The 21,348-nt window shown below is 63.3% G+C and carries 18 protein-coding genes; 10 read left to right on the top strand and 8 right to left on the bottom strand.

Going from position 1 to position 21,348, the window contains the following annotated elements:
* Positions 1–4: 4 nt before the first annotated feature.
* The 6 genes from ybeY (at position 5) to trmB (ending at position 6,413) form a co-directional block, all read left to right on the top strand.
* Positions 5–511 carry an rRNA maturation RNase YbeY gene (ybeY, locus tag OVA00_RS17280; RefSeq protein ID WP_060519781.1) on the top strand — a complete coding sequence of 169 codons (507 nt, stop codon included), beginning with the start codon at positions 5–7 and terminating at the stop codon, positions 509–511.
* Between the two features lie 12 nt (positions 512–523).
* Entirely contained in the window at positions 524–1,684 is a 1,161-nt protein-coding gene (locus OVA00_RS17275) for a hemolysin family protein (RefSeq protein WP_034797397.1), read from the top strand.
* A 229-nt stretch (positions 1,685–1,913) separates the two neighbouring features.
* Entirely contained in the window at positions 1,914–3,509 is a 1,596-nt protein-coding gene (lnt, locus tag OVA00_RS17270; protein ID WP_060519783.1) for an apolipoprotein N-acyltransferase, read from the top strand.
* A 146-nt stretch (positions 3,510–3,655) separates the two neighbouring features.
* Entirely contained in the window at positions 3,656–4,075 is a 420-nt protein-coding gene (locus OVA00_RS17265; protein WP_034797393.1) for a helix-turn-helix domain-containing protein, read from the top strand.
* 203 nt (positions 4,076–4,278) lie between these two features.
* The gene (metK, locus tag OVA00_RS17260; protein WP_089043190.1) at positions 4,279–5,547 is read left to right on the top strand and encodes a methionine adenosyltransferase; all 1,269 of its coding nucleotides are present in this window, start codon (positions 4,279–4,281) and stop codon (positions 5,545–5,547) included.
* A 167-nt stretch (positions 5,548–5,714) separates the two neighbouring features.
* Complete coding sequence (gene trmB, locus OVA00_RS17255) at positions 5,715–6,413, top strand: tRNA (guanine(46)-N(7))-methyltransferase TrmB (protein WP_268089373.1); 699 nt, start codon at positions 5,715–5,717, stop codon at positions 6,411–6,413.
* A gap of 220 nt (positions 6,414–6,633) precedes the next feature.
* On the opposite strand, the gene OVA00_RS17250 is transcribed toward trmB, so the two are convergent.
* The gene (locus OVA00_RS17250; RefSeq protein WP_034797387.1) at positions 6,634–6,891 is read right to left on the bottom strand and encodes a DUF1150 family protein; all 258 of its coding nucleotides are present in this window, start codon (positions 6,889–6,891) and stop codon (positions 6,634–6,636) included.
* Positions 6,892–6,938: 47 nt separating this feature from the next.
* On the bottom strand, positions 6,939–7,370 hold the full coding sequence (locus tag OVA00_RS17245) for an Hsp20 family protein (RefSeq protein ID WP_034797386.1): 432 nt from the start codon (positions 7,368–7,370) through the stop codon (positions 6,939–6,941).
* 240 nt (positions 7,371–7,610) lie between these two features.
* On the opposite strand from OVA00_RS17245, the gene OVA00_RS17240 reads away from it, so the two are divergent.
* Positions 7,611–8,555 (top strand): nucleoside hydrolase, encoded by a 945-nt coding sequence (locus OVA00_RS17240; RefSeq protein WP_060519791.1) that lies wholly within the window; start codon positions 7,611–7,613, stop codon positions 8,553–8,555.
* Positions 8,556–8,630: 75 nt separating this feature from the next.
* On the opposite strand, the gene OVA00_RS17235 is transcribed toward OVA00_RS17240, so the two are convergent.
* From OVA00_RS17235 to OVA00_RS17225, 3 genes are all read right to left on the bottom strand, one after another.
* Positions 8,631–11,036: a methyl-accepting chemotaxis protein gene (locus tag OVA00_RS17235; protein WP_110818539.1), complete on the bottom strand. Its 2,406-nt coding sequence runs from the start codon at positions 11,034–11,036 to the stop codon at positions 8,631–8,633.
* Between the two features lie 358 nt (positions 11,037–11,394).
* On the bottom strand, positions 11,395–12,294 hold the full coding sequence (locus OVA00_RS17230; RefSeq protein ID WP_034797380.1) for a ribokinase: 900 nt from the start codon (positions 12,292–12,294) through the stop codon (positions 11,395–11,397).
* Between the two features lie 52 nt (positions 12,295–12,346).
* The gene (locus tag OVA00_RS17225; RefSeq protein ID WP_060519794.1) at positions 12,347–13,540 is read right to left on the bottom strand and encodes a DNA recombination protein RmuC; all 1,194 of its coding nucleotides are present in this window, start codon (positions 13,538–13,540) and stop codon (positions 12,347–12,349) included.
* 151 nt (positions 13,541–13,691) lie between these two features.
* Between OVA00_RS17225 and def the strand changes: the two genes are divergently transcribed.
* The 3 genes from def (at position 13,692) to truA (ending at position 16,058) form a co-directional block, all read left to right on the top strand.
* Positions 13,692–14,216, top strand: coding sequence for a peptide deformylase (gene def / locus OVA00_RS17220; protein WP_034797616.1), 525 nt, complete (start codon positions 13,692–13,694; stop codon positions 14,214–14,216).
* A 163-nt stretch (positions 14,217–14,379) separates the two neighbouring features.
* Positions 14,380–15,315, top strand: coding sequence for a methionyl-tRNA formyltransferase (gene fmt, locus OVA00_RS17215; protein ID WP_268089372.1), 936 nt, complete (start codon positions 14,380–14,382; stop codon positions 15,313–15,315).
* Positions 15,315–16,058, top strand: coding sequence for a tRNA pseudouridine(38-40) synthase TruA (gene truA, locus OVA00_RS17210; RefSeq protein ID WP_192437448.1), 744 nt, complete (start codon positions 15,315–15,317; stop codon positions 16,056–16,058). Before fmt ends, truA begins: the two co-directional genes overlap by 1 nt.
* A 10-nt stretch (positions 16,059–16,068) precedes the next feature.
* On the opposite strand, the gene OVA00_RS17205 is transcribed toward truA, so the two are convergent.
* The 3 genes from OVA00_RS17205 to OVA00_RS17195 all read right to left on the bottom strand — a co-directional run bounded on the left by OVA00_RS17205 (position 16,069) and on the right by OVA00_RS17195 (position 21,256).
* Positions 16,069–16,668, bottom strand: a complete 600-nt coding sequence (locus OVA00_RS17205) for a hypothetical protein (RefSeq protein WP_034797371.1) — start codon at positions 16,666–16,668, stop codon at positions 16,069–16,071.
* Entirely contained in the window at positions 16,655–17,848 is a 1,194-nt protein-coding gene (gene dapE, locus OVA00_RS17200) for a succinyl-diaminopimelate desuccinylase (RefSeq protein WP_034797369.1), read from the bottom strand. The genes OVA00_RS17205 and dapE overlap by 14 nt, the downstream gene beginning before the upstream one ends.
* 222 nt (positions 17,849–18,070) lie before the next feature.
* A complete protein-coding gene (locus tag OVA00_RS17195) occupies positions 18,071–21,256 on the bottom strand; it encodes an efflux RND transporter permease subunit (protein ID WP_268089371.1) in 3,186 nt (1,061 codons plus the stop codon).
* Positions 21,257–21,348: the final 92 nt, after the last annotated feature.

Genomic DNA, 21,348 nt, shown 5'->3' with positions numbered 1-21,348 from the left:
GATCATGACGGCATTGGATATCCAGATCAGCGTGGAAGAGGGCAACTGGCCGGACGAAGAGGCGTTGCTCGCCTTCTCGTCGCCCGTGCTCGAAGCGGCGGCAGCCTTTCTCGCAAGCGAAGAAAAGCAGCCGTTGCCGAAGATGCCGCCGGAGCTTTCGCTCGTCTTCACCGACGATGCCTCCATGCGCGCGATCAACGCCGAGTGGCGCAACCAGGACAAGCCGACCAACGTTCTGTCCTTCCCGGCCTTTCCCGTGACGCCCGGATCGATGCCCGGACCGATGCTCGGCGACATCATCGTTGCCCGCGAAACCCTCGAGCGCGAGGCGGTGGAGCTCGAGAAGTCCTTCGATCAGCATCTGACGCATCTTCTCGTGCATGGATTCCTGCATCTTTTCGGCTATGATCATATGGAAGATGATGAAGCCGAAAGAATGGAAAGCCTGGAGACTCGCATTTTGGCGCGTCTTGGCTTATCTGACCCCTACGGGGATCGTACCCCGGATTAACAGTTTGGACCGATGAGCGATTATAAAACACAGCCTGTCGCGCTGGCGACCGAGGAGGCAGATGCCTCCGGAGAGGCGGAGGCGGGCAGTAGTAGCACCGCCACTCGACACGAGGGCACGAAATCCACTTCCACCTTCTGGAGCCGGGCCGCGCGCCTTTTGCGCGGCGCAAGTCCATCGAGCCTGCGCGAGGATCTTGCTGACGCGCTGCAGACCGATGCCGACAGCAACACGGTCTTTTCGCCCGGCGAACGGGCGATGCTCAACAACATCCTGCGTTTCCGCGAGGTCCGGGTCGAGGACGTCATGGTCCCGCGCGCCGACATCGAGGCGGTCGATCAGAGCATCACCATCGGCGAGCTGATGGTGATCTTCGAGGAATCCGGCCGCTCGCGCATGCCGGTCTATAGCGACGGGCTCGATGACCCTCGCGGCATGGTCCACATTCGCGACCTGCTGTCCTACGTCACCAAACAGGCCCGCAATCGCCGGCGTAACGGCAAGGCCCAGGCGTCGACGACGGCTGCGTCCGAAAAGACGCCGCGCTCGCCCAAGGCAAGTTTCGACCTTTCGCGTGTCGATCTCGGCAAGTCGTTGGAAGAGGCAGGCATCGTCCGCCAGCTTCTCTTCGTGCCGCCCTCTATGCTGGCCTCCGACTTGATGCAGCGCATGCAGGCGGCCCGTATCCAGATGGCGCTCGTCATCGACGAATATGGCGGAACCGATGGCCTCGTCTCGCTCGAAGACATCGTCGAGATGGTCGTCGGCGACATCGAGGATGAGCACGACGATGACGAAGTCATGTTCGCGCGCACTTCGGACGATGTCTTTATCGCCGACGCTCGTGTCGAGCTGGAAGAGATTGCCGCGGCGATCGGTCCCGACTTCGACGTGCGCGAACAGCTCGAAGACGTCGACACCCTCGGCGGCCTGATCTTCGCTTCGCTGGGCCGCATTCCCGTACGCGGCGAGGTCGTCCAGGCGATCCCGGGCTTCGAGTTCCAGATCCTCGACGCCGACCCGCGGCGCGTGAAGCGCGTCCGCATCATGCGCAAGCGCCCGCCCGCCCGCCGCCGCGTCCTGCGACCGGAAGGCGAGACGATTGCGGAGACCGGTGCGCTCAATCGCGCCAACGGTGCAGCCGCCCCCGAGGCAGCGGCCGACGAACAGTAATTGTCCGGTTCCCGCGCGTTTCTGCGCGCGCGGGAAGTCCTCCCCCCACCTTTGACGTCTCCCGAGGCTGTGTCGTAAACACCGACCAAGGGCCGGAACCGTCGTCTCGCCCCCTAATCCAGCCCCGAAAGGGGACAAGCAGCCGGTTTTTTGGAAGACTGGCCCCGATTGATTCGGGTGTTGTTTCGCTCCTTCGCCGTGGCAGGCTGCGGGATCGACTGGAGGCTGTATGGCAAGATTGGCTGGCAGGGTGATGCTACTTTCCGGGTTCCCCCGGGCTTTGCTTGCTTTCTTCGCGGGGCTGCTCGCGGTTCTGGCCCAGCCGCCCTTCGGCATCTTCGCCTTTGCTTTCGTCGCTTTCCCGATTCTCGTCTGGCTGCTCGACGGTGCGACCGGAAGTCCGGACGGTGGCTTCATCCGCCGGCTCTGGCCGGCTGCGGTTGTCGGCTGGTGGTTCGGCTTCGGTTACTTCCTCGGTGGTCTCTGGTGGCTCGGCAATGCGCTGCTCGTCGAGGCCGACGAGTTCGCCTGGGCGCTGCCGCTCGCCGTCGTGGGCCTGCCGGCCTTTCTCGCGCTGTTCTATGCGTTGGCGACGCTGATCGCCCGCCTTTTCTGGTCCGACGGCGTCGGGCGCATCGCCGCACTCGCCCTGGGCTTCGGGCTTGCCGAATGGCTGCGCAGCTTCCTTTTTACCGGCTTTCCCTGGAATGCGATCGGCTATGCGGCCATGCCGATGCCGCTGATGATGCAGTCGGCAAGCGTCATCAATCTCGCGACCGTCAACATGCTCGCCGTCTTCGTCTTTGCCGCTCCCGCCCTGATCGCGACGGGCCGCGGGAGCCGGATCGGGCTCACGATCGCCGTCGTGCTTTTTGCCGGCCATGTGGGCTTCGGCTTCTACCGCCTGGCGCAGCCGGCGCCGGCCTCGCCCGAGCCGCCGCTGACCGTGCGCCTCGTCCAGCCGGTGATCGACCAGGCAAAGAAGCTCGATGACGGCGAGCGTGCCGCGGTGTTCGAGGAGCATCTGGCTTTGACCGCCGTGGCTCCGGAGAAAGACGGCAAGCGGCCGGATATCGTCGTCTGGCCCGAGACGTCGATCCCTTTCATCCTCACCGACAATCCGGACGCACTGGCGCGTATCGCCGAGGTGCTTGATGACGACCAGATCCTGATTGCCGGCGCGGTGCGCGTAGAGGATGCCGGCGCCGGTCTGCCGCCCCGCTACTACAACTCGATCTACATGATCGACGGTCGGGGCCAGATCATCGGCGCTGCCGACAAGGTGCATCTGGTGCCTTTCGGCGAATATCTTCCCTTCGAGGATCTGTTGTCTTCCTGGGGCCTGAGTTCGGTCGCCGCGTCGATGCCCGGTGGCTTCACAGCGGCCAAGAACCGTTCGCTGCTGACGCTGCCCAGCGGCCGCACGCTGTATCCGCTCGTTTGCTACGAGGCGATCTTCCCGGACGAGATCGATGGGGCCGCGCGCCGGGCCGATGTGCTTCTCAATGTTACCAACGACGCCTGGTTCGGAGATACGCCAGGCCCGCGCCAGCATTTCCATCAGGCACAATTAAGGGCCGTTGAAACCGGCACCCCCCTTGTCCGAGCGGCAAACAGCGGTATATCAGCAATTGTTGATGCACGTGGGGTTTTAATGGTAGGATTATCCTACAATTATAGGGGAGTGGTCGACACACTTCTGCCGGGAAGGATGCCTACCCCGTTGGACGACGCTATGCGAAGCCGCGTTTTCTGGCTGGGTGCGATCTTCCTCCTTCTGGTTGCAGTGTTTTCGCGTGTTGGTTTTAATATTAGGAAGAATTGACCTAAAACCCCTAAAATTGCATAGTGGTCCGCACCATCGTCCTTGTTGTGCTGGCTCTGTCCTTATCACCCTGGCGGTCGCTTCGGTGAGCGTAGGTCTCATGCTGGGCGATGGATAAACGAAACAGCGTGTTTGGGAACGCAGATATGATCGAAAACAAGAAGAAGCCGAACCCGATCGACATTCATGTCGGAAGTCGGATTCGTCTTCGCCGTACGATGCTTGGCATGAGCCAAGAGAAGCTCGGCGAAAGTCTGGGGATCACTTTCCAGCAGATCCAGAAGTACGAGAAGGGCACGAACCGCGTCGGCGCCAGCCGGTTGCAGAACATTTCAGGCATCCTGAACGTTCCGGTTTCCTTCTTCTTCGAAGATGCCCCGGGCGATAACGCTGCCGGTCAGTCCGGCATGGCAGAAGCTTCCAGCTCGAACTACGTCGTCGATTTCCTGTCGTCCTCCGAGGGGCTGCAGCTCAACCGCGCTTTCGTCAAGATCACCGACCCGAAGGTTCGCCGTCGGCTCGTCGATCTCGTCAAGGCACTCGCTGCGGAAGCAGAAAGCGAATAGTTCCAACGTTCCCCGTCGGGACTTGAAAAACAAAGCGGCCATTTGTGCCGCTTTTTTCTTGCGCACCTTTCCCTCCGGTGCACCAAAGTGATTGGCCGCAATGGCGATATAAAGATATATTTATGTCGTTGTGTGCTTGTTTTTCGGTCGCAAAACCACTAACACCGTGCCAGCGCTTTTTCTTCATTGAGGGGACTTCCCGCATGCGTGCAAACTACCTGTTCACGAGTGAATCCGTAGCCGAAGGTCATCCGGACAAGGTGTGTGACCGTATCTCCGACGAGATCGTGGACCTGGTCTACCGCGAAGCGGCCAAGACCGGTGTCGATCCCTGGGGCGTGCGTATCGCCTGCGAGACGCTGGCGACCACCAACCGTGTGGTAATTGCCGGCGAAGTGCGCCTGCCGCCGAGCCTTCTCAAGAAGGACAAGGACGGCAACGACGTCATCAACCCCTCGAAGTTCAAGTCTGCCGCCCGCAAGGCGATCCGCGAGATCGGCTATGAGCAGGACGGCTTCCACTGGAAGACCGCGAAGATCGACGTGCTCCTGCACTTCCAGTCCGCTCACATCGCTCAGGGCGTCGACAGCGCTGCCGACAAGCAGGGCGAAGAAGGTGCCGGCGACCAGGGCATCATGTTCGGCTACGCCTGCCGCGAGACCGCCGAGCTGATGCCGGCGCCGATCTACTATTCGCACCGCATCCTCAACCTGCTCGCCGCTGCCCGCAAGAAGGGCGAGGGCGAAGTCGCCAAGCTCGGCCCTGACGCCAAGAGCCAGGTCACCGTACGCTACGTCGACGGCAAGCCGGCGGAAGTCACCTCGATCGTTCTGTCGACGCAGCACCTCGATGACACCTGGGATTCGGCCAAGGTTCGCTCGGTTGTCGAGCCCTATATCCGCGAAGCCCTCGACGATCTGAAGATCGCCGACGACTGCACCTGGTACATCAACCCGACCGGCAAGTTCGTCATCGGCGGCCCGGATGGCGATGCTGGCCTCACCGGCCGCAAGATCATCGTCGACACCTATGGCGGTGCCGCACCGCACGGCGGCGGCGCTTTCTCGGGCAAGGACACGACCAAGGTCGACCGTTCGGCCGCCTATGCTGCCCGTTACCTGGCAAAGAACGTCGTTGCCGCCGGCCTGTCCGACCGTTGCACGATCCAGCTGTCCTACGCTATCGGCGTCGCCCAGCCGCTGTCGATCTATGTCGACCTGCACGGCACCGGCAAGGTTTCGGAAGACCAGGTCGAGGATGCGATCCGCAAGACGATGGACCTGTCGCCGACCGGCATCCGCCGTCATCTCGACCTCAACAAGCCGATCTATGCCAAGACGTCTGCCTATGGCCACTTCGGCCGCAAGGCTGGCCGCGACGGTTCCTTCTCCTGGGAGAAGCTCGACCTCGTGAAGCCGCTGAAGGCTGCGATCGAGCAGAGCGGCGCCGTCAACGGCCGCGCTGCCGCCTAAACAGGCGATGGGGCGCGGCGTCACGCCGCGCATTGAAGATAGCGCAACGTCCTGCTATCAGGCGTTTGCGAAAATCAAGGCGGGCGCTCCGACAAGGAGCGCCCGCTTCGTTCATTTTGATTTTGGGTTGGCCTGATCCAGATCGGTATGACCAAGGGAAAGACGACATGACCGAACCGCGCCGCGCCAGAGCAACCGAGGCCTTTTTCGGCCGCCGCAAGGGCAAGCCGTTGCGCGAGCGGCAGGCGGCGCATCTGGAAACCGTGTTGCCGACCCTGAAGCTCGACCTTTCGGGCCCGCCTCCGGCGGACCTGAAGACCCTCTATCCGCAGGGCGTGGACCGCATGCGCCTCGAAATCGGTTTCGGCGGCGGCGAGCACCTGATCCACCGTGCGGCCGAAGCGCAGTCGACCGGCTTCATCGGCGTCGAACCCTTCGTCAATTCCATGGCCAAGCTTGTCGGTCATATCGAGGAGCGCGGCGTCAGCAACGTCAGGCTCTATGACGACGACGCCACCCAGGTCCTCGATTGGCTGCCGGCCGCGTCGATCGACCAGATCGACCTGCTCTATCCGGACCCGTGGCCGAAGCGCAAACACTGGAAGCGCCGTTTCGTCTCCAAGGTCAATCTCGATCGCTTCGCCCGCGTGCTGAAGCCCGGCGGCGTGTTCTGCTTCGCCTCGGATATCGATACCTATGTCAACTGGACGCTGTTGCACTGCCGCGATCACGCAGCCTTCGAGTGGACGGCAGAGACGGCTTCCGATTGGCTGACGCCCTATGAGGGATGGCCGAGCACGCGCTACGAGGCCAAGGCACGCAGAGAAGGGCGAAGCTCCGCCTACCTCACCTTCCGGCGCGTCTAAAGCAATTCCAGGAAAAGTGCGAAGCGGTTTTCTGTCCGGAATTGCGGACTGGAGGATCAATTCCAGGAAAAGTGCGAAGCGGTTTTCTGTCCGGACTTGCGGACTAGCAGATCAATTCCAGGAAAGGTGCGAAGCGGTTTTCCGCTCGCGCTTGCGTCGCTCTCGAGAGCGACGGCTTCCATTCAAACGTCCGATTGCCGTCTCCACCGACGGCAGCCTGTCAGTGCAGGGTGACCGTCTTCAGATCGTCCTCGGCCGCCTTGAAGAAGGTGCTGGAACGGTTGTCTGTCAGAAGGATCGGCGTGCCGTCGGCGCCGAAGAGCGCCCAGAGATCGATACCCGGTCCCATCTCCGGCGCTTCCGGGAAGCAGCGCGAGACTTCTTCCGAGCGCATTTTCCGGATGTAGCCGATTTCGCCTTCGCCGAGATGTGCGAGGTCGTTCTTCGACAGCGACGAGCTGATGTCTTTCAGTCCCATGGTGACACTCCGTGGTCGCCGGTGAGGGGAGAATCCCGCCGGTTATCCTACTCTGGGACTGAAATGTTAATTTTCTTTACCATACGAACCGGTTCGGGACGAACGAGGTCGACGGAGAGCAGGCCGTTGCGCAGTTCCGCGCCCAGAACCTTCATGCCGTCGGCGAGCACGAAAGTGCGTTGAAACTGGCGTGCCGCAATGCCGCGGTGCAGGTAATCGCGGTCGCCGTTGTCGATCTGCCGGCCGCGGATGACGAGCTGGTTCTCTTCGGTGGTGACTTCGAGGTCTTCTTCGGAAAAGCCTGCCACGGCGAGCGTGATGCGCAACCGTTCCGGTTCGTCGGTCGAGGCATCGCCGCGAACGCGTTCTATGTTGTAGGGCGGGTATCCGTCGTTGCCCTTGGCGATCCGCTCAAGGGTCTTTTCCATCGTATCGAAACCCAGCAGAAGCGGGCTCGTAAAAGGGGTAATACGGCTCATTCTTCAAGTCCTTGCGAGATCAAGCGACCGTTGTTCGGACCTGCCTTGCAGCATCCTTTCCGCAATATGGTAGCTGTGCGCAATGAGTGCAAGCCGCTTGCCTCCGGCGTGCACGCAAATCATAGTCCGCTCTCGCAGAATCCGGGAATGGGACAAAGGAACGCCAGGGCGTTTACTCCCGTCCGGCCCAATGCAACGTATCGATCGCGCCGAACAACGTGGTCCAGGGAGGACGAGAAAGTGCCCGTGCCGAGAAAGATAATCATAGACACCGACCCCGGGCAGGACGATGCCGCCGCCATCATGCTCGCCTTCGGCAGTCCGGAAGAGATCGACCTGCTCGGCATCACCGCGGTCGCCGGCAACGTGCCGCTGGCACTGACGGCCCGCAATGCGCGCATCCTGTGCGAGCTCTGCGACCGGCCGAAGGTTCGGGTGTTCTCGGGCGCCGACAAGCCGATTGCTCGCCCGCTGGTGACCGCCGAGCACGTGCACGGCAAGACCGGCCTCGACGGCCCAGAGCTTACCGAGCCGACAATGAAGCTCGAGGAGCAGCATGCGGTCGACTTCATCGTCGAGACGTTGCGAAAGGAGCCAGAGGGCACCGTGACGCTCTGCACGCTCGGCCCGCTCACCAACATCGCGCTGGCCCTGCAGAAGGCGCCTGACATTGCGCAGCGGGTCAAGGAACTGGTGATGATGGGTGGCGGCTTCTTCGAAGGCGGCAACATCACGCCCGCCGCCGAATTCAACGTCTACGTCGATCCCGAGGCAGCCGACATCGTCTTCCGTTCGGGCATTCCGATCGTGATGATGCCGCTCGATGTCACCCACCGGGTGCTGACCCACAAGGCGCGCGTCCAGAAGATCCGCGACATCGGCAGCCGCCCGGCGATCGCCATGGCCGAGATGCTCGAATTCTTCGAGCGCTTCGATATCGAGAAGTACGGCACCGATGGCGGCCCGCTGCACGATCCGACGGTCATTGCCTATCTGTTGCGCCCCGAGCTTTTCACCGGCCGCGATTGCAACGTCGAGATCGAGACCAAGTCGGAGCTGACGGCCGGCATGACCGTCGTCGACTGGTGGCAGGTCACCGGCCGGCCGCACAACGCCAAGGTCATGCGCTTCGTCGACGACCAGGGCTTCTTCGACCTTTTGACCGAGCGGCTGGCTCGCATCTGAGCCTCGGCTCAATCATCGTAGTCCAAACAAAAACGGCGCCCCGAGAGGCGCCGTTTTCTTTTGTCGTTCCGTTGATCAGAACTCTTCCCAGTTGTCCTGGGCAAGCGCGTTGGCGCCGGAGGTCTGGGTCAGCACCCGCTGCGTCGAAGCCGAGTAATTGCTTCGCGATGGGTTCGCCGCCGGAGCGGGCCGCGCCTCGCGGGCGGGGGCCGGGACCGGAGCGGGGCGTTCGGCCGCGCGCATGCGCTCGGCCGTGCCACGCAGCATAGCCGCCGAGGACGGTTGGGCCGATGCGGTCGCCTGCGCGACCCGGAAGCGGGCCACGAGCGTGTTGAGCGTTCGGGCTTCTTCGTTGAGCGCCATGCCGGCCGCGGTCGTTTCCTCGACCATCGCGGCGTTCTGCTGGGTTACCTGGTCCATCTGGTTGACGGCAGAGTTGATCTCCTTCAGGCCGACGGCCTGTTCCGAAGCGGAGCTGGAGATCTGGCGGATGAGGCCGTTGATCTGCACGACCTGCTCGGCGATCTTTTCGAGCGCGCCACCGGCCTTGCCGACGAGATCAACACCTTCGCGCACCTGGCCGGCCGAGGTGTTGATCAATGTCTTGATCTCCTTGGCGGCATTGGCAGAGCGCTGGGCGAGTTCGCGCACTTCCTGGGCGACGACGGCAAAACCCTTGCCGGCCTCACCTGCACGCGCTGCTTCGACACCGGCGTTCAGCGCCAGAAGGTTGGTCTGGAAGGCGATTTCGTCGATGACGCCGATGATGCGGCTGACTTCGTGCGAGGACTGCTCGATGCCCTTCATCGCGGCAATCGCCTTCTGCACCACTTCGCCCGACTGTCCGGCATCGCTGCTGGCCACATCCACCGATTTGGCGGCGACCTTGGCGTTTTCGGCGCTGGCGTTTACCTGCGAGGTCAGCTCGTCAAGAGCCGCTGCTGTCTCTTCCAGGCTTGCAGCCTGCTGTTCGGTCCGGTGCGACAGGTCGTTGGCGGCGCTGCTGATTTCGCTGGTGCCGTTGCCGATGTTGACGACCGAATGGTTGACGGTGCGGATCGTCTCTTCGAGGCTTTCCATCGCCGCGTTGAAGTCACGCTTGAGCTGCGCGTATTCGCCCGGGAAATCGTCGGTGATGCGGAATGCGAGATCGCCGGACGACAGATGCGAGAGACCCTTGCCGAGGCGGGCGACGATGTCGCGCTGAAGCGCGCTCGATTCTGCACGCTCGGTTTCCGAGCGGCCGCGTTCGCGCTCGGCCTGTTCGCGCTCATGGCGGGCTTCGCCTTCGAGGCGCTTGGTGTCGGCAAGCTGATGGCGGAAGCCTTCGAGCGCCTTGGCGACTTCACCGGTTTCGTCGGAACGATCCTGGCCGGCGATCGCCTTGGTGTAGTCACCATGGCTGAGATCGTTCACGTCCTTGACGAGGCTTGCCAGCGGCTTCTGCACGAAACCACGAACCGCGAGATAGAGACCGAGCAGCACAGCGCCGAGCACGACGAGGCCGCCGACGATCATCATGTAGGTCTGATCCTTGACCGGCGCATTGATCGCGGTACGCGGCACGTCGACGAGCACGACCCAGCTGGTGTTCACGCCCGAGAGAGTGAACGGATAGACGAGACGGTCGAAGGGCTCGTTGCCGTCATAGGAGAGGTTGGAGATGATGCCCGGCTTGCCGGAGGCGAGCGCGTTCTTGACGACCTCGTTGCCTTCGCCGTCATACTCCTTGAGCAGAAGGTCCGGGATCGGCGCGACCAGCCATTTGCCGGTCTGCGACAGCAGGTAGACGCGGCCGGTGTCGAAGGGCTTTAGCTTCGAGAGGCCATCGCCGAGCGAGGCGAGCGAAATGTCGACGCCGGTGACGCCGAGAAGCTTGCCGCCGGACATGACCGGGTAGGCGATCGAACTCATCGCGGTCGGAACGTCGGTGTCCTGCGCGGTGTAGGGCTGGGTGATTGCACCCTTGCCGCTTTTTGCAGCGAGTTTGTACCACTCGGCCGCATAGTCAGCGCCGAAAGTGGAGTACTGGATTTCGTTGGTGCGGCTCTTCGACCAGTAGGGCGTGAAGATGCCCTTGTCGTTACCGCCCAGTTCCTTGTTGTTGACGAGGTCTTCCTGGCGACCATCGAAAGCCTTGGGTTCTTCCGCGAACCAGCTGCCGAAGGCGAACGGGTTCTGCTCGAGGTTTGCCCTGAGGATGTTGATCACCCCGGTGCGCTCCAGCGACTTTTCGGCATGTGCGCGGCCGAGGATGCCCGCCATCGAGCGGGCAGCACTTGCAAGCTCGCCGATGTCGCCGGCAATGTCGGAGGCAATCGCGCGGGCTTCGCCGCCTGCCTGTTCGAGGACCAGCGTTTCGACGCGGTCCTGGGTCTGGGATATGAGAACGAAATTCGAGGCAAGCAGGACAAGTGCGATCGTGCCGCCTGTCACCGCGATCAGTTTGGTCGCCAGCGATTTGGCTTGGAACTTGAACATGAAATCCTCACGTGCTGGGAGGTTCGCAGGTTTTCACCTGCGGTGGACGCATTTCGCAATGGGGGTGAACTCCATCATGGAGCGTCAGATGCCGACCGGCATGTTGGAGACGACCAGGCGCTTCGGCCGGTTTTCTCACGGTCCTGAATAGACTGGAGATTCTTAAGATAGGGCCAACACGGACGCTGTTTTACGCATCGCTTGCATAAAATTGCACGCAAAGTTTTATGTCCGCGACATCGGCTGTCCGGATTGCGCAAGCGGCCGTCGGGAGGGTGAAATCTATGCGGGCCAGGGCCTGGGAAAAATGAGACGGGCGACTTCGCCCGTCTCAAGTGCGTGCTTTTTCGCGCAGGATTTAGAGACGCGACGCCACGTCCGCAGCGAGCGGGATCGAGGGCTGGGCGCCGCTCTTCAGGCAGGCGAGAGAGCCGGCGACTGCTGCGCGGCGCAGAGCGTCGGGGAAGGCGATGCCGGCATCGAGGCTGGCTGCGAGATAACCGCAGAAGGTGTCGCCGGCGCCGACGGTATCGACCGGCTCGATCTTCAGGCCCTTGGCGCGCTGGATCTCGCCCTCATGTACGGCCACCACGCCTTCGGCGCCAAGCGTGACGATGACCGTCTGGCCGGTCTCCGCGTGCAGCGCCTTCATCGCTTCTTCGCGCTCAGTGCTCCCGATACCGCTCTTGCCGGCCAGCAGCTCGAATTCGGTTTCGTTGGCAATGACGATATCGGCCATGCGGCCGAGGCGGGCTGCGTCCGGTGTCAGCGGCGCGATGTTGATGACCGAACGCACGCCCTTCTGTTTGGCGGCGGTGAGCGCCTTCTCGACCGAGGCGGCCGGAATTTCGAGCTGCAGCATCAAGGTATCGCTGGGCTTCATGCCGTCGACGGCCTTCACCGCATCGGCTTCATCGACCGTCGCATTGGCGCTGGCGACGACGACGATGACATTTTCGCCGTCGCCGCCGACGAGGATATGGGCGGTGCCGGTCGGCTCGCTGACCGTCTTGGTCAACGACAGGTCGGTGCCCGCACCCTTCAACAGCTCGAGCGCGCCGTCAGCAAAACTGTCCTTTCCTACTGCGCCTGCCATCTGCACCGTCGCGCCGGCACGCCGTGCGGCCAGCGCCTGGTTTGCGCCCTTGCCGCCGGCGGCGGTTGAGAAGCTGGTGCCGGCGACGGTTTCGCCGGGCTTCGGAAGGCGTGCGGTGGTGGCGATCAGATCCATGTTGATGGACCCAAAAACAGTAATCATGTGAAACTATCCTGTCGGCTTTGCGAATTGGCCCGGAGAGTGCCCGACAGCCTCAGTCCTCGTCAACCACCCGCAGGCGCAATTGCCCGACCCGATTGTCGACCGCGGCACGTGGTTCGTCCGCGTCCCGTGTGCCGCCTTCCGCTTGCAGTTCTAAGGCCTCGATCTTGGCGCCGCGGCGGGTGAGCTTGCTGGAGGAAACGAGGATGTCCTCGACATCCTTCTGGCTCATGGCGAAATGGCCCTGCAGCTTGCGCACGCGCTCATCGAGACGGCCGAGATCCTCCATCAGCCGCGCGACTTCGCCCTGGATCAGGTGCGCCTGCTCGCGCATGCGTGCATCCTTGAGGATCGCCTGGATCACCTGGATCGACAGCAGCAGCAGGGAGGGCGAGACGATGACGATCCGCTGGCGGTGCGCCTTCTGCACGATCGCTTCGAAATGCTCGTGGATCTCCGCAAAGATCGATTCCGAGGGTACGAAGAGGAAGGCGGTGTCCTGCGTTTCACCTGGGATCAGGTACTTGCCGGCGATGTCGCGCACGTGCGTTTCCATGTCGCGGCGAAAGAGTTGGGCGATCTGCTGGCGCCGCTCCGGGGTCGGAGCATCCCGCATCGCGTTCCAGGCTTCGAGCGGAAATTTGGCGTCGATGACCAACGGCGGCTGGCCGTTCGGCATGCGGATGGTGCAGTCGGGCCGCACCCCGTTCGACAGCGTCGCCTGGAATTCGAAGGCCCCCATCGGCAGCCCGTCGGCGATAATCGCTTCCATGCGCGACTGGCCGAAGGCGCCGCGCGTCTGCTTGTTCGATAGAATCGCCTGAAGTCCGGCCATATCCTTGGCGAGCGACTGGATGTTGTTCTGGGCCGTGTCGATGACCGCGAGGCGCTCCTGCAGCCGGCGCAGGTTCTCGTGTGTCGCCTTGGTCTGCTCGCTGATCGAGGCGCCGATGCGATGGGTCATGCCGTCGATGCGCTGGCTGAGTGTCTGGTTGAGCTCCGCCTGCCGGGCGCCGAACACCTCGGCCATGGCCGCGACCCGCCCTTGCATCTCCGTCTGTGCTGCTAGCAGCATTGCCATCTGTTCCTGCCGCTCGTCGTCGCGGGGATTGCGCCGGCGCGAGAGCGCCATCAGGCCGGCAACAGCCAGCACAAGGCCGGCGGCAATTGCCAGATGGCCCAGGGTAATCGGCAGGGTGCCGATGAAAAACAACGGCTGGGCGAAGGGAAGGGGCGCGGGTTCCATGCGCCAAACCTAACAGATTCTCTCGCGAAGTGTAGATCAAAACGAGAACATATGTGCGCGGCGGTTAACGCCCGACGAGGGACGAGCGGGTGCCGCAGGTGGCAAGGCAATTTCCTTGCGCGTCGATGGAAAGATCGGCTATGGGAGCATCATGACCATCAAGCCGCTTATCATCCTTCCCGATCCTGTGCTTCGCCAGGTTTCAACGCCGATCGAAACCGTCGACGCGGACGTCCGCCGTCTGGCCGATGACATGCTCGAAACCATGTACGATGCCCCCGGCATCGGCCTTGCCGCGATCCAGATCGGTGTCGCCAGGCGCATGCTGGTGCTCGACGTTTCGAAAGAGGGCGACGAGAAGACGCCGCTTGTCTTCATCAACCCCGAGATCGTCGCTTCGTCCGACACCTATTCGGTTTACGAGGAAGGCTGCCTGTCGATCCCTGACTACTACGCCGAGGTCGAGCGCCCCGCCGTCATCACCGTCAAGCACCTCGACCGCGACGGCAAGGAACAGACGATCGAGGCCGAAGGCCTGCTCGCCACCTGCCTGCAGCACGAGATCGACCACCTGAACGGCGTGTTGTTCATCGACCACATCTCCAAGCTCAAGCGCGACATGGTGATCCGCAAGTTCACCAAGGCTGCCAAGACGCGCGGCGCAAAGGCGATCTGAGCCTTCGATCGCGGTAGATCACGCGAAATTTTGAAGGCGGGAACCCATTGAACATTCCAGGAAGAGCGTGAAACGGCTTTCCTGGAATTGTCCTGTTTTTAGAGAATGAGATCATTTCGCCGTTTCCCCGCATGAAGTGATCTGAAAGGACGGAGTTACCGCCTTGTCGCTTCGCATCATCTTCATGGGCACACCGGAATTTTCGGTGCCGACACTGGCGGCACTTGCCGAGGCAGGTCATCAGATCGTCGCCGTCTACACCCAGCCACCGCGGCCGGGTGGCCGCCGCGGGCTCGATCTGCAGAAATCGCCGGTGCACCAGGCGGCCGAGCTTCTGGGCATTCCGGTGCTGACGCCGGTCAACTTCAAGGACGAGGCGGACCGCCAGACCTTCCGTGATTTCGACGCCGACGTCGCCGTCGTCGTCGCCTATGGCCTGCTTCTGCCCGAGGCCATCCTCACCGGCACCAAGCTCGGCTGCTACAACGGCCACGCCTCGCTGCTGCCGCGCTGGCGCGGTGCAGCCCCAATCCAGCGCGCGATCATGGCCGGCGATCATGAGACCGGCATGATGGTGATGAAGATGGAAAAGGGGCTCGATACCGGCCCGGTCGCCCTCACCAAGACGGTTCAGATCGGCGAGACGATGACCGGGGGCGAATTGCACGATCGCCTGATGCAGGTCGGCGCCAGTCTGATGCGGGAAGCGATGGCAAAACTCGAGGCCGACGATCTGCCGCTGACGGTCCAGGCCGAGGACGGCGTCGTCTACGCCCAGAAGATCAGCAAAACGGAAACCCGCATCGATTTCGCCCGTCCCGCCCGCGAGGTCCACGACCATATCCGCGGCCTGTCGCCATTTCCGGGCGCCTGGTTCGAACTTGAGATCGCCGGCAGGCCGGAGCGCATCAAGGTTCTGAACTCGGAGCCCGCTTCCGGCGAGGCCGAGGCCGGCACGGTGCTCGACGATAATCTGACGATTGCCTGCGCCGAGGGCGCCGTTCGGCTCACCCGCCTGCAGCGCGCCGGCGGCAAGGCGTTGGGTGCGGCCGACTTCCTGCGCGGAACGCCGGTTGCGCCCGGCATGAGGGTCGGCTGATGCCGCGGTTCAAGCTGACCGTCGAATATGACGGCTCGGACTATGTCGGCTGGCAGCGGCAGGACAACGGAGAGTCCGTGCAAGGGGCGATCGAAAAGGCGATCCTGTCGCTGACCGGAGAGACCGTGTCGATCCGCGGCGCCGGCCGCACCGATTCCGGTGTGCACGCCAGTGGCCAGGTCATGCATGCGGATCTCACGCGTCCGTGGAAGCCCTACACGCTGCGCAACGCGCTAAATGCCCATCTGGGGCTTGCGGGCGAGCGGGTGGCGATCCTCGGGGCCGAGGAAGTGTCCGAGGAATTCGACGCGCGCTTCTCGGCGCTGCGCCGCCACTACCTCTACCGCATTATCTCGCGGCCCGCGCCGCTGGCGCTTGAAGCCCGGCGCGCCTGGTGGGTGCCGAAGCCGCTCGACCATGAAGCCATGCATGCAGGCGCCCAGCGCCTCGTCGGCCATCATGACTTCACCACCTTCCGCTCCGCCCATTGCCAGGCGGCGAGCCCGGTGCGCACGCTCGATCGGCTGGACGTCGCGCTTGTCGCCGGCGTTATCGAGATCCGCGCAACGGCGCAGAGCTTCCTGCACAACCAGATCCGCTCCTTCGCCGGCTCGCTGAAGCTGGTGGGCGAAGGCAAGTGGACGCCGGATGATCTGCAGGCAGCGCTTGAGGCCCGCAACCGCAAGGCCTGCGGCCCCGTGGCGCCGCCCGATGGGCTTTATTTCCTTCAGGTGGATTACTGATCCTGAGGTCCTAGCTTGTCGGGATCAGACCGAAGAAGCGCTGCAAGAGATCGCCGATCATCATCGACGGCAACAGGAACAGCGCCGTCAGCGCCGAGGCAAGCAGCGTCTGGTTGCCGGTCACCATGCGCAAGAGCCGGAAGAGCACCGCAACGCTGATGACGAGCAGCGTCAACCAGATGAAGCTCGTCAGCCCCTGGCTCCCGGGAATGACGACACGGATCGCCGCCGGCACCGCCATGGCGTAGGAGAGCGGAACCGAGAGCCAGTTTGTGGTAACGACGATCGGTACCACCGCTCCGGCAAATCCGAGTGGGCGCGAGAGAATGGCGATCAGCACCAGCGGCAAGAGCCAGCTGACGAGATCGACGACGAGCAGCTTGAAGATGAAGCCGATGCCGATCGTGGTGCCATCAGGCATGACCGAGAGGTAGTAGAGCCGCCAGGACGCCCAGGTGACGGCGATCGCCGGCAGGCACCAGAGCATGGACGTGAACGAGCGCCAGAGGCCACTCTCGCTGAAATCGAGCCAGCGGAAGCCTTCTTCGTTACCCTGCGCCAGGAGCCAGAGCCCCCGGATATAGGCAAGCACCTCATCAAGCAGCGGCATGGCCGAACCAGCGGGCGATGAAGGTTTCATAGATATTGGTCAGGGTCTCGAGGTCGGCGACGGCGACCCGTTCGTCGACCATGTGCATCGTCTGGCCGACGAGGCCGAACTCGACCACCGGGCAATAGTCCTTGATGAAGCGCGCATCCGAGGTTCCGCCGGTCGTCGACAGCTTCGGCTGGCGCCCCGTCACGGCTTCGACCGCGCCGGAGAGCGAATCGATCAGCGCGTTGTTGCGTGTGAGAAACACGTGGCTCGGGCGCTCCGCCCAGACGATTTCGTAGCGAACGGGGGCGCGGTCCGGACGCAGGCTACCGCTTGCCGCGGCACGGTCGAGCCGGGCGATGATCTCGGCCATCAGGCTATCCGCCGTCCATGTGTCGTTGAAGCGGATGTTGAAGGCGGCCGTCGCCTTGGCCGGAATGACGTTGACGGCACTGTTGCCGACATCGATCGTCGTCACTTCGAGATTGGACGGCTGGAAGCTCTCGGTGCCGTTGTCGAAGGGCGGGTCCATCAGCGCCTGCGTCAGCTGCAGGATGCCGCGCACCGGGCTGTCGGCGAGATGAGGATAGGCCGCATGGCCCTGCACGCCGTGAACGGTGATGCGCCCGGACAGCGAGCCGCGCCGGCCGATCTTGATCATGTCGCCAAGGCTCTCCGGGTTGGTCGGTTCGCCGACCAGGCACGCATCCCAGCGCTCGCCCTTGTCGGCCGCCCATTGCAAGAGCTTGGTGGTGCCATTGATCGCCGGTCCCTCTTCGTCGCCGGTGATGAGGAAGGAGACCGAGCCCTTCGGGGCGCCATGCTTTTCGACATGGCGGGCGATTGCCGCGACGAAGCAGGCGATGCCGCCCTTCATATCGACGGCGCCGCGGCCATACATCTCGCCGCCGGCAATGTCGGCCGAAAACGGACCGTGGCTCCAGGCGGCCTCGTCGCCGACGGGAACGACATCCGTATGCCCGGCAAACATCAGATGCGGGCCTTCGGTTCCAAGCCGCGCATAAAGGTTCTCGATGTCGGGCGTGCCAGCCTCCTTGGCCATCACGCGGTCGACCGCGAAGCCGAGCGGCTTCAGCATGGCTTCAAGGGCTGCAAGCGCGCCGCCTTCGGCCGGGGTGACTGAGGGGCAACGAATGAGGGTGGCGAGATTGGCGATCGGATCGGTGGAGGTCATCTAACGTTATGCCGTCTGCATGGCCACGAAGGGCCTTGGGAATGGAGGCTGCTGGTTTATCCGATCGCCAGCGAACTGTCACGCAGGATGGGGCACGCGAGACGGGAACTGTGACGTCGAACGCAGAACGGCGCCGCGCCTGGGCGGAGGCGCAGCGCCGCAGCTTCAACGGGCCGGAAGGATCCGGCCTGCCTGAAGATCGCGAAGGGAATGGAGAAGGGCTTATTCTCCGGGTGCGAGATGCGGCGCCTCGATATGGGCTCCCGCGTGCTTCAGAGGCCGCTCGCCAGCGAGCTTGCGGATCAGCACGTAGAACACCGGCGTCATGAAGATGCCGAAGGCGGTGACGCCGATCATGCCGGCAAAGACCGCGATACCCATGGCCGAGCGCATTTCCGCACCGGCGCCGGTCGACATGACAAGCGGCACCACGCCCATGATGAAGGCCATCGAGGTCATCAGGATCGGGCGCAGACGCAGCCGGCTCGCTTCGATCGCCGCCTTGACCGGCGTGCTGCCCGAGAGTTCCAGTTCGCGGGCGAACTCGACGATGAGGATGGCGTTCTTCGCCGATAGCCCGACCAAGACGATCAGACCGATCTGGGTGAAGACGTTGTTGTCGCCTCCGGTCAGCCAGACACCGACGAGTGCCGCCATGATGCCCATCGGCACGATCAGGATGATGGCGATCGGCAGCGTCAGGCTTTCATACTGGGCCGCAAGCACGAGATAGACGAGCAACAGCGCCAGCGGGAAGACCAGGATGCCAGAGTTGCCAGCCAGGATCTGCTGGTAGGTCAGGTCCGTCCATTCGTAGCCGATGCCTGGAGGCAGGGTTTCAGCGGCGATGCGTTCGATGGCTTCCTGCGCCTGGCCGGACGAGAAACCCGGTGCCGGGCCGCCGTTGATGTCGGCCGACAGGAAGCCGTTGTAGCGGATCGCCCGTTCGGCGCCGACCGTCTGCTCGACCTTCAGAAGCGCCGACAGCGGGATCATCTCGCCGGATTGCGAACGCACCTTCAGCTTGCCGATGTCGTCGGCATGGCTGCGGTAGTTCGCATCCGCCTGGACGCGCACGCTGTATGTGCGGCCGAAGGCGTTGAAGTCGTTGACGTAGAGCGAGCCGAGGTAGATCTGCAGCGTCTCGAAGACGTCGGTGACGGCCACGCCGAGCTGGCGTGCCTTCACGCGGTCAAGGTCGGCATAGAGCTGCGGCACGTTGATCTGGTAGCTCGAATAGAGACCGGCCAGCTCCGGTGCCTGGTAGGCCTTGGCGAGGAAGGCCTTGGTCGCCTCGTCGAGCGCCTGGTAACCGAGGCCGTTCTTGTCCTCGAGCTGCAGCTTGAAGCCGCCGGTCGTTCCGAGACCCTGGACGGGCGGCGGCGGGAACATGGCGATGAAAGCATCCTGGATGACGCCGAATTCCTGGTTGAGCTGCATGGCGATCGCGCCGCCGGACAGTTCAGGCGTCTTGCGTTCCTCGAAGGGCTTGAGCGCGACGAAGACGATGCCGGAGTTCGACGAGTTGGTGAAGCCGTTGATCGACAGGCCCGGGAAGGCGATGGCGTTTTCGACGCCCGGGTGCTTGAGCGCAATTTCGCTCATCCGCTTGATCACGTCTTCCGAGCGGTCGAGCGTGGCTGCGTCCGGAAGCTGGGCAAAGCCGATCAGGTACTGCTTGTCCTGCGCCGGTACGAAGCCGCCGGGGACCGCGCGAAACAGCGTGAAGGTGACGCCGAGAAGCACGACATAGACCACCATGATCAGCGACTTGCGCGTCAGGATGCGACCCACGCCGCGGCCATAGGCTTCCGAGCTTGCCCCGAAGAACCGGTTGAAGCCGCGGAAGAACCAGCCGAAAAGCCTGTCCATCACCCGCGTCAGCCAGTCCTTCGGCGCGTGGTGGTCCTTCAAGAGAAGGGCGGCCAGCGCCGGGGAGAGCGTCAGCGAGTTGAGCGCCGAGATCACGGTCGAGATGGCGATCGTCAGCGCGAACTGGCGATAGAACTGGCCGGTGAGGCCGGTGATGAAGGCGAGCGGCACGAACACCGCGACGAGCACCAACGCGATCGCGATGATCGGACCCGAGACTTCCTGCATGGCGCGGTAGGTCGCCTGGACCGGCGACAGTCCCTGCTCGATGTTGCGTTCGACGTTTTCCACCACGACGATCGCGTCGTCGACGACGATGCCGATCGCAAGCACGAGGCCGAAGAGGCTGAGCGCGTTGATCGAGAAGCCGAAGACATACATGACGGCGAAGGTGCCGACGATCGAGACCGGAACGGCGACGAGCGGAATGATCGAGGCGCGCCAGGTCTGCAGGAAGATGATGACGACGAGCACGACCAGCGCGATCGCCTCGAGCAGCGTGTCGACCACGGATTCGATCGAGGCGCGCACGAACTGTGTCGTGTCGTAGACGATGCCGTAGTCGACGCCTTCAGGCATGGTGAGCTTCATCTCGGCCATGGCATTGCGGACGTCGTCCGAAATCTGGATCGCGTTTGATCCAGGTGCCTGGAAGACCGCCATGCCGACGGCCGGCTTGTTGTCGAGCAACGAGCGCAACGAGTACTCGGACGCGCCCATTTCGACGCGGGCGACATCGCCGAGCCGAGTCACTTCGCCCTGGGCGCCGGATTTGACGACGATGTTCTCGAAATCCTCAGGCGTCTGCAGACGGCCCTGCGCGTTGACGGAAAGCTGCAGGTCGAGACCCGGGACGGAAGGCGAGGCGCCGATGACGCCGGCCGCCGCCTGGACGTTCTGGCCGCGCACCGCGTTGGCGATATCGCCTGCGGCAAGGCCGCGCTCGGCTGCCTTCTGCGGGTCGATCCAGATGCGCATCGAATAGTCGCCGCCGCCGAAGATCTGCACCTGGCCGACACCTTCGATGCGGGCCAGCCGGTCCTTGACGTTGAGCACACCGTAGTTGCGCAGATAGTTGATGTCGTACTGGCCGTTGGGCGAAAGCAGGTGCACGACCATGGTCAGGTCGGGCGAGCTCTTGACGGTGGTGACGCCGAGGCGGCGCACCTCCTCGGGCAGCCGCGGCTCGGCCTGCGAGACGCGGTTTTGCACGAGCTGCTGCGCCTGGTCCGGATCGGTGCCGAGCGCGAAGGTGACGGTCAGCGTCATGAGGCCATCGGCGGTCGCCTGGCTCTGCATGTAGAGCATGTCTTCGACGCCGTTGATCTGTTCTTCAAGCGGTGTCGCCACCGTTTCGGCGATGACGGCCGGGTTTGCGCCCGGATATTGCGCGCGCACGACGATCTGCGGCGGGACGACTTCGGGATATTCGGAGATCGGCAGACCGGTCATGCCGATCAGGCCGGCCACGAAGATCAGGACCGATAATACGCCCGCGAAGACCGGGCGGTCGACGAAGAAGCGTGAGAAGTTCATGGTATCCCCCTTGGGATGCGTTCGGGCAGACCTCCGGCGGGCGCGGCGAAAAAACGCGCCGCGCGGCCATGTCTGCAGAGTGATGCCTTGGC

It is taken from the genome of Ensifer sp. SL37 (assembly GCF_026672675.1).
Classification (GTDB): Bacteria; Pseudomonadota; Alphaproteobacteria; order Rhizobiales; family Rhizobiaceae; genus Ensifer; species Ensifer adhaerens.
Note: the sequence above shows the minus strand (reverse complement) of the source record. Positions and strands in the feature narration are given on the sequence as shown.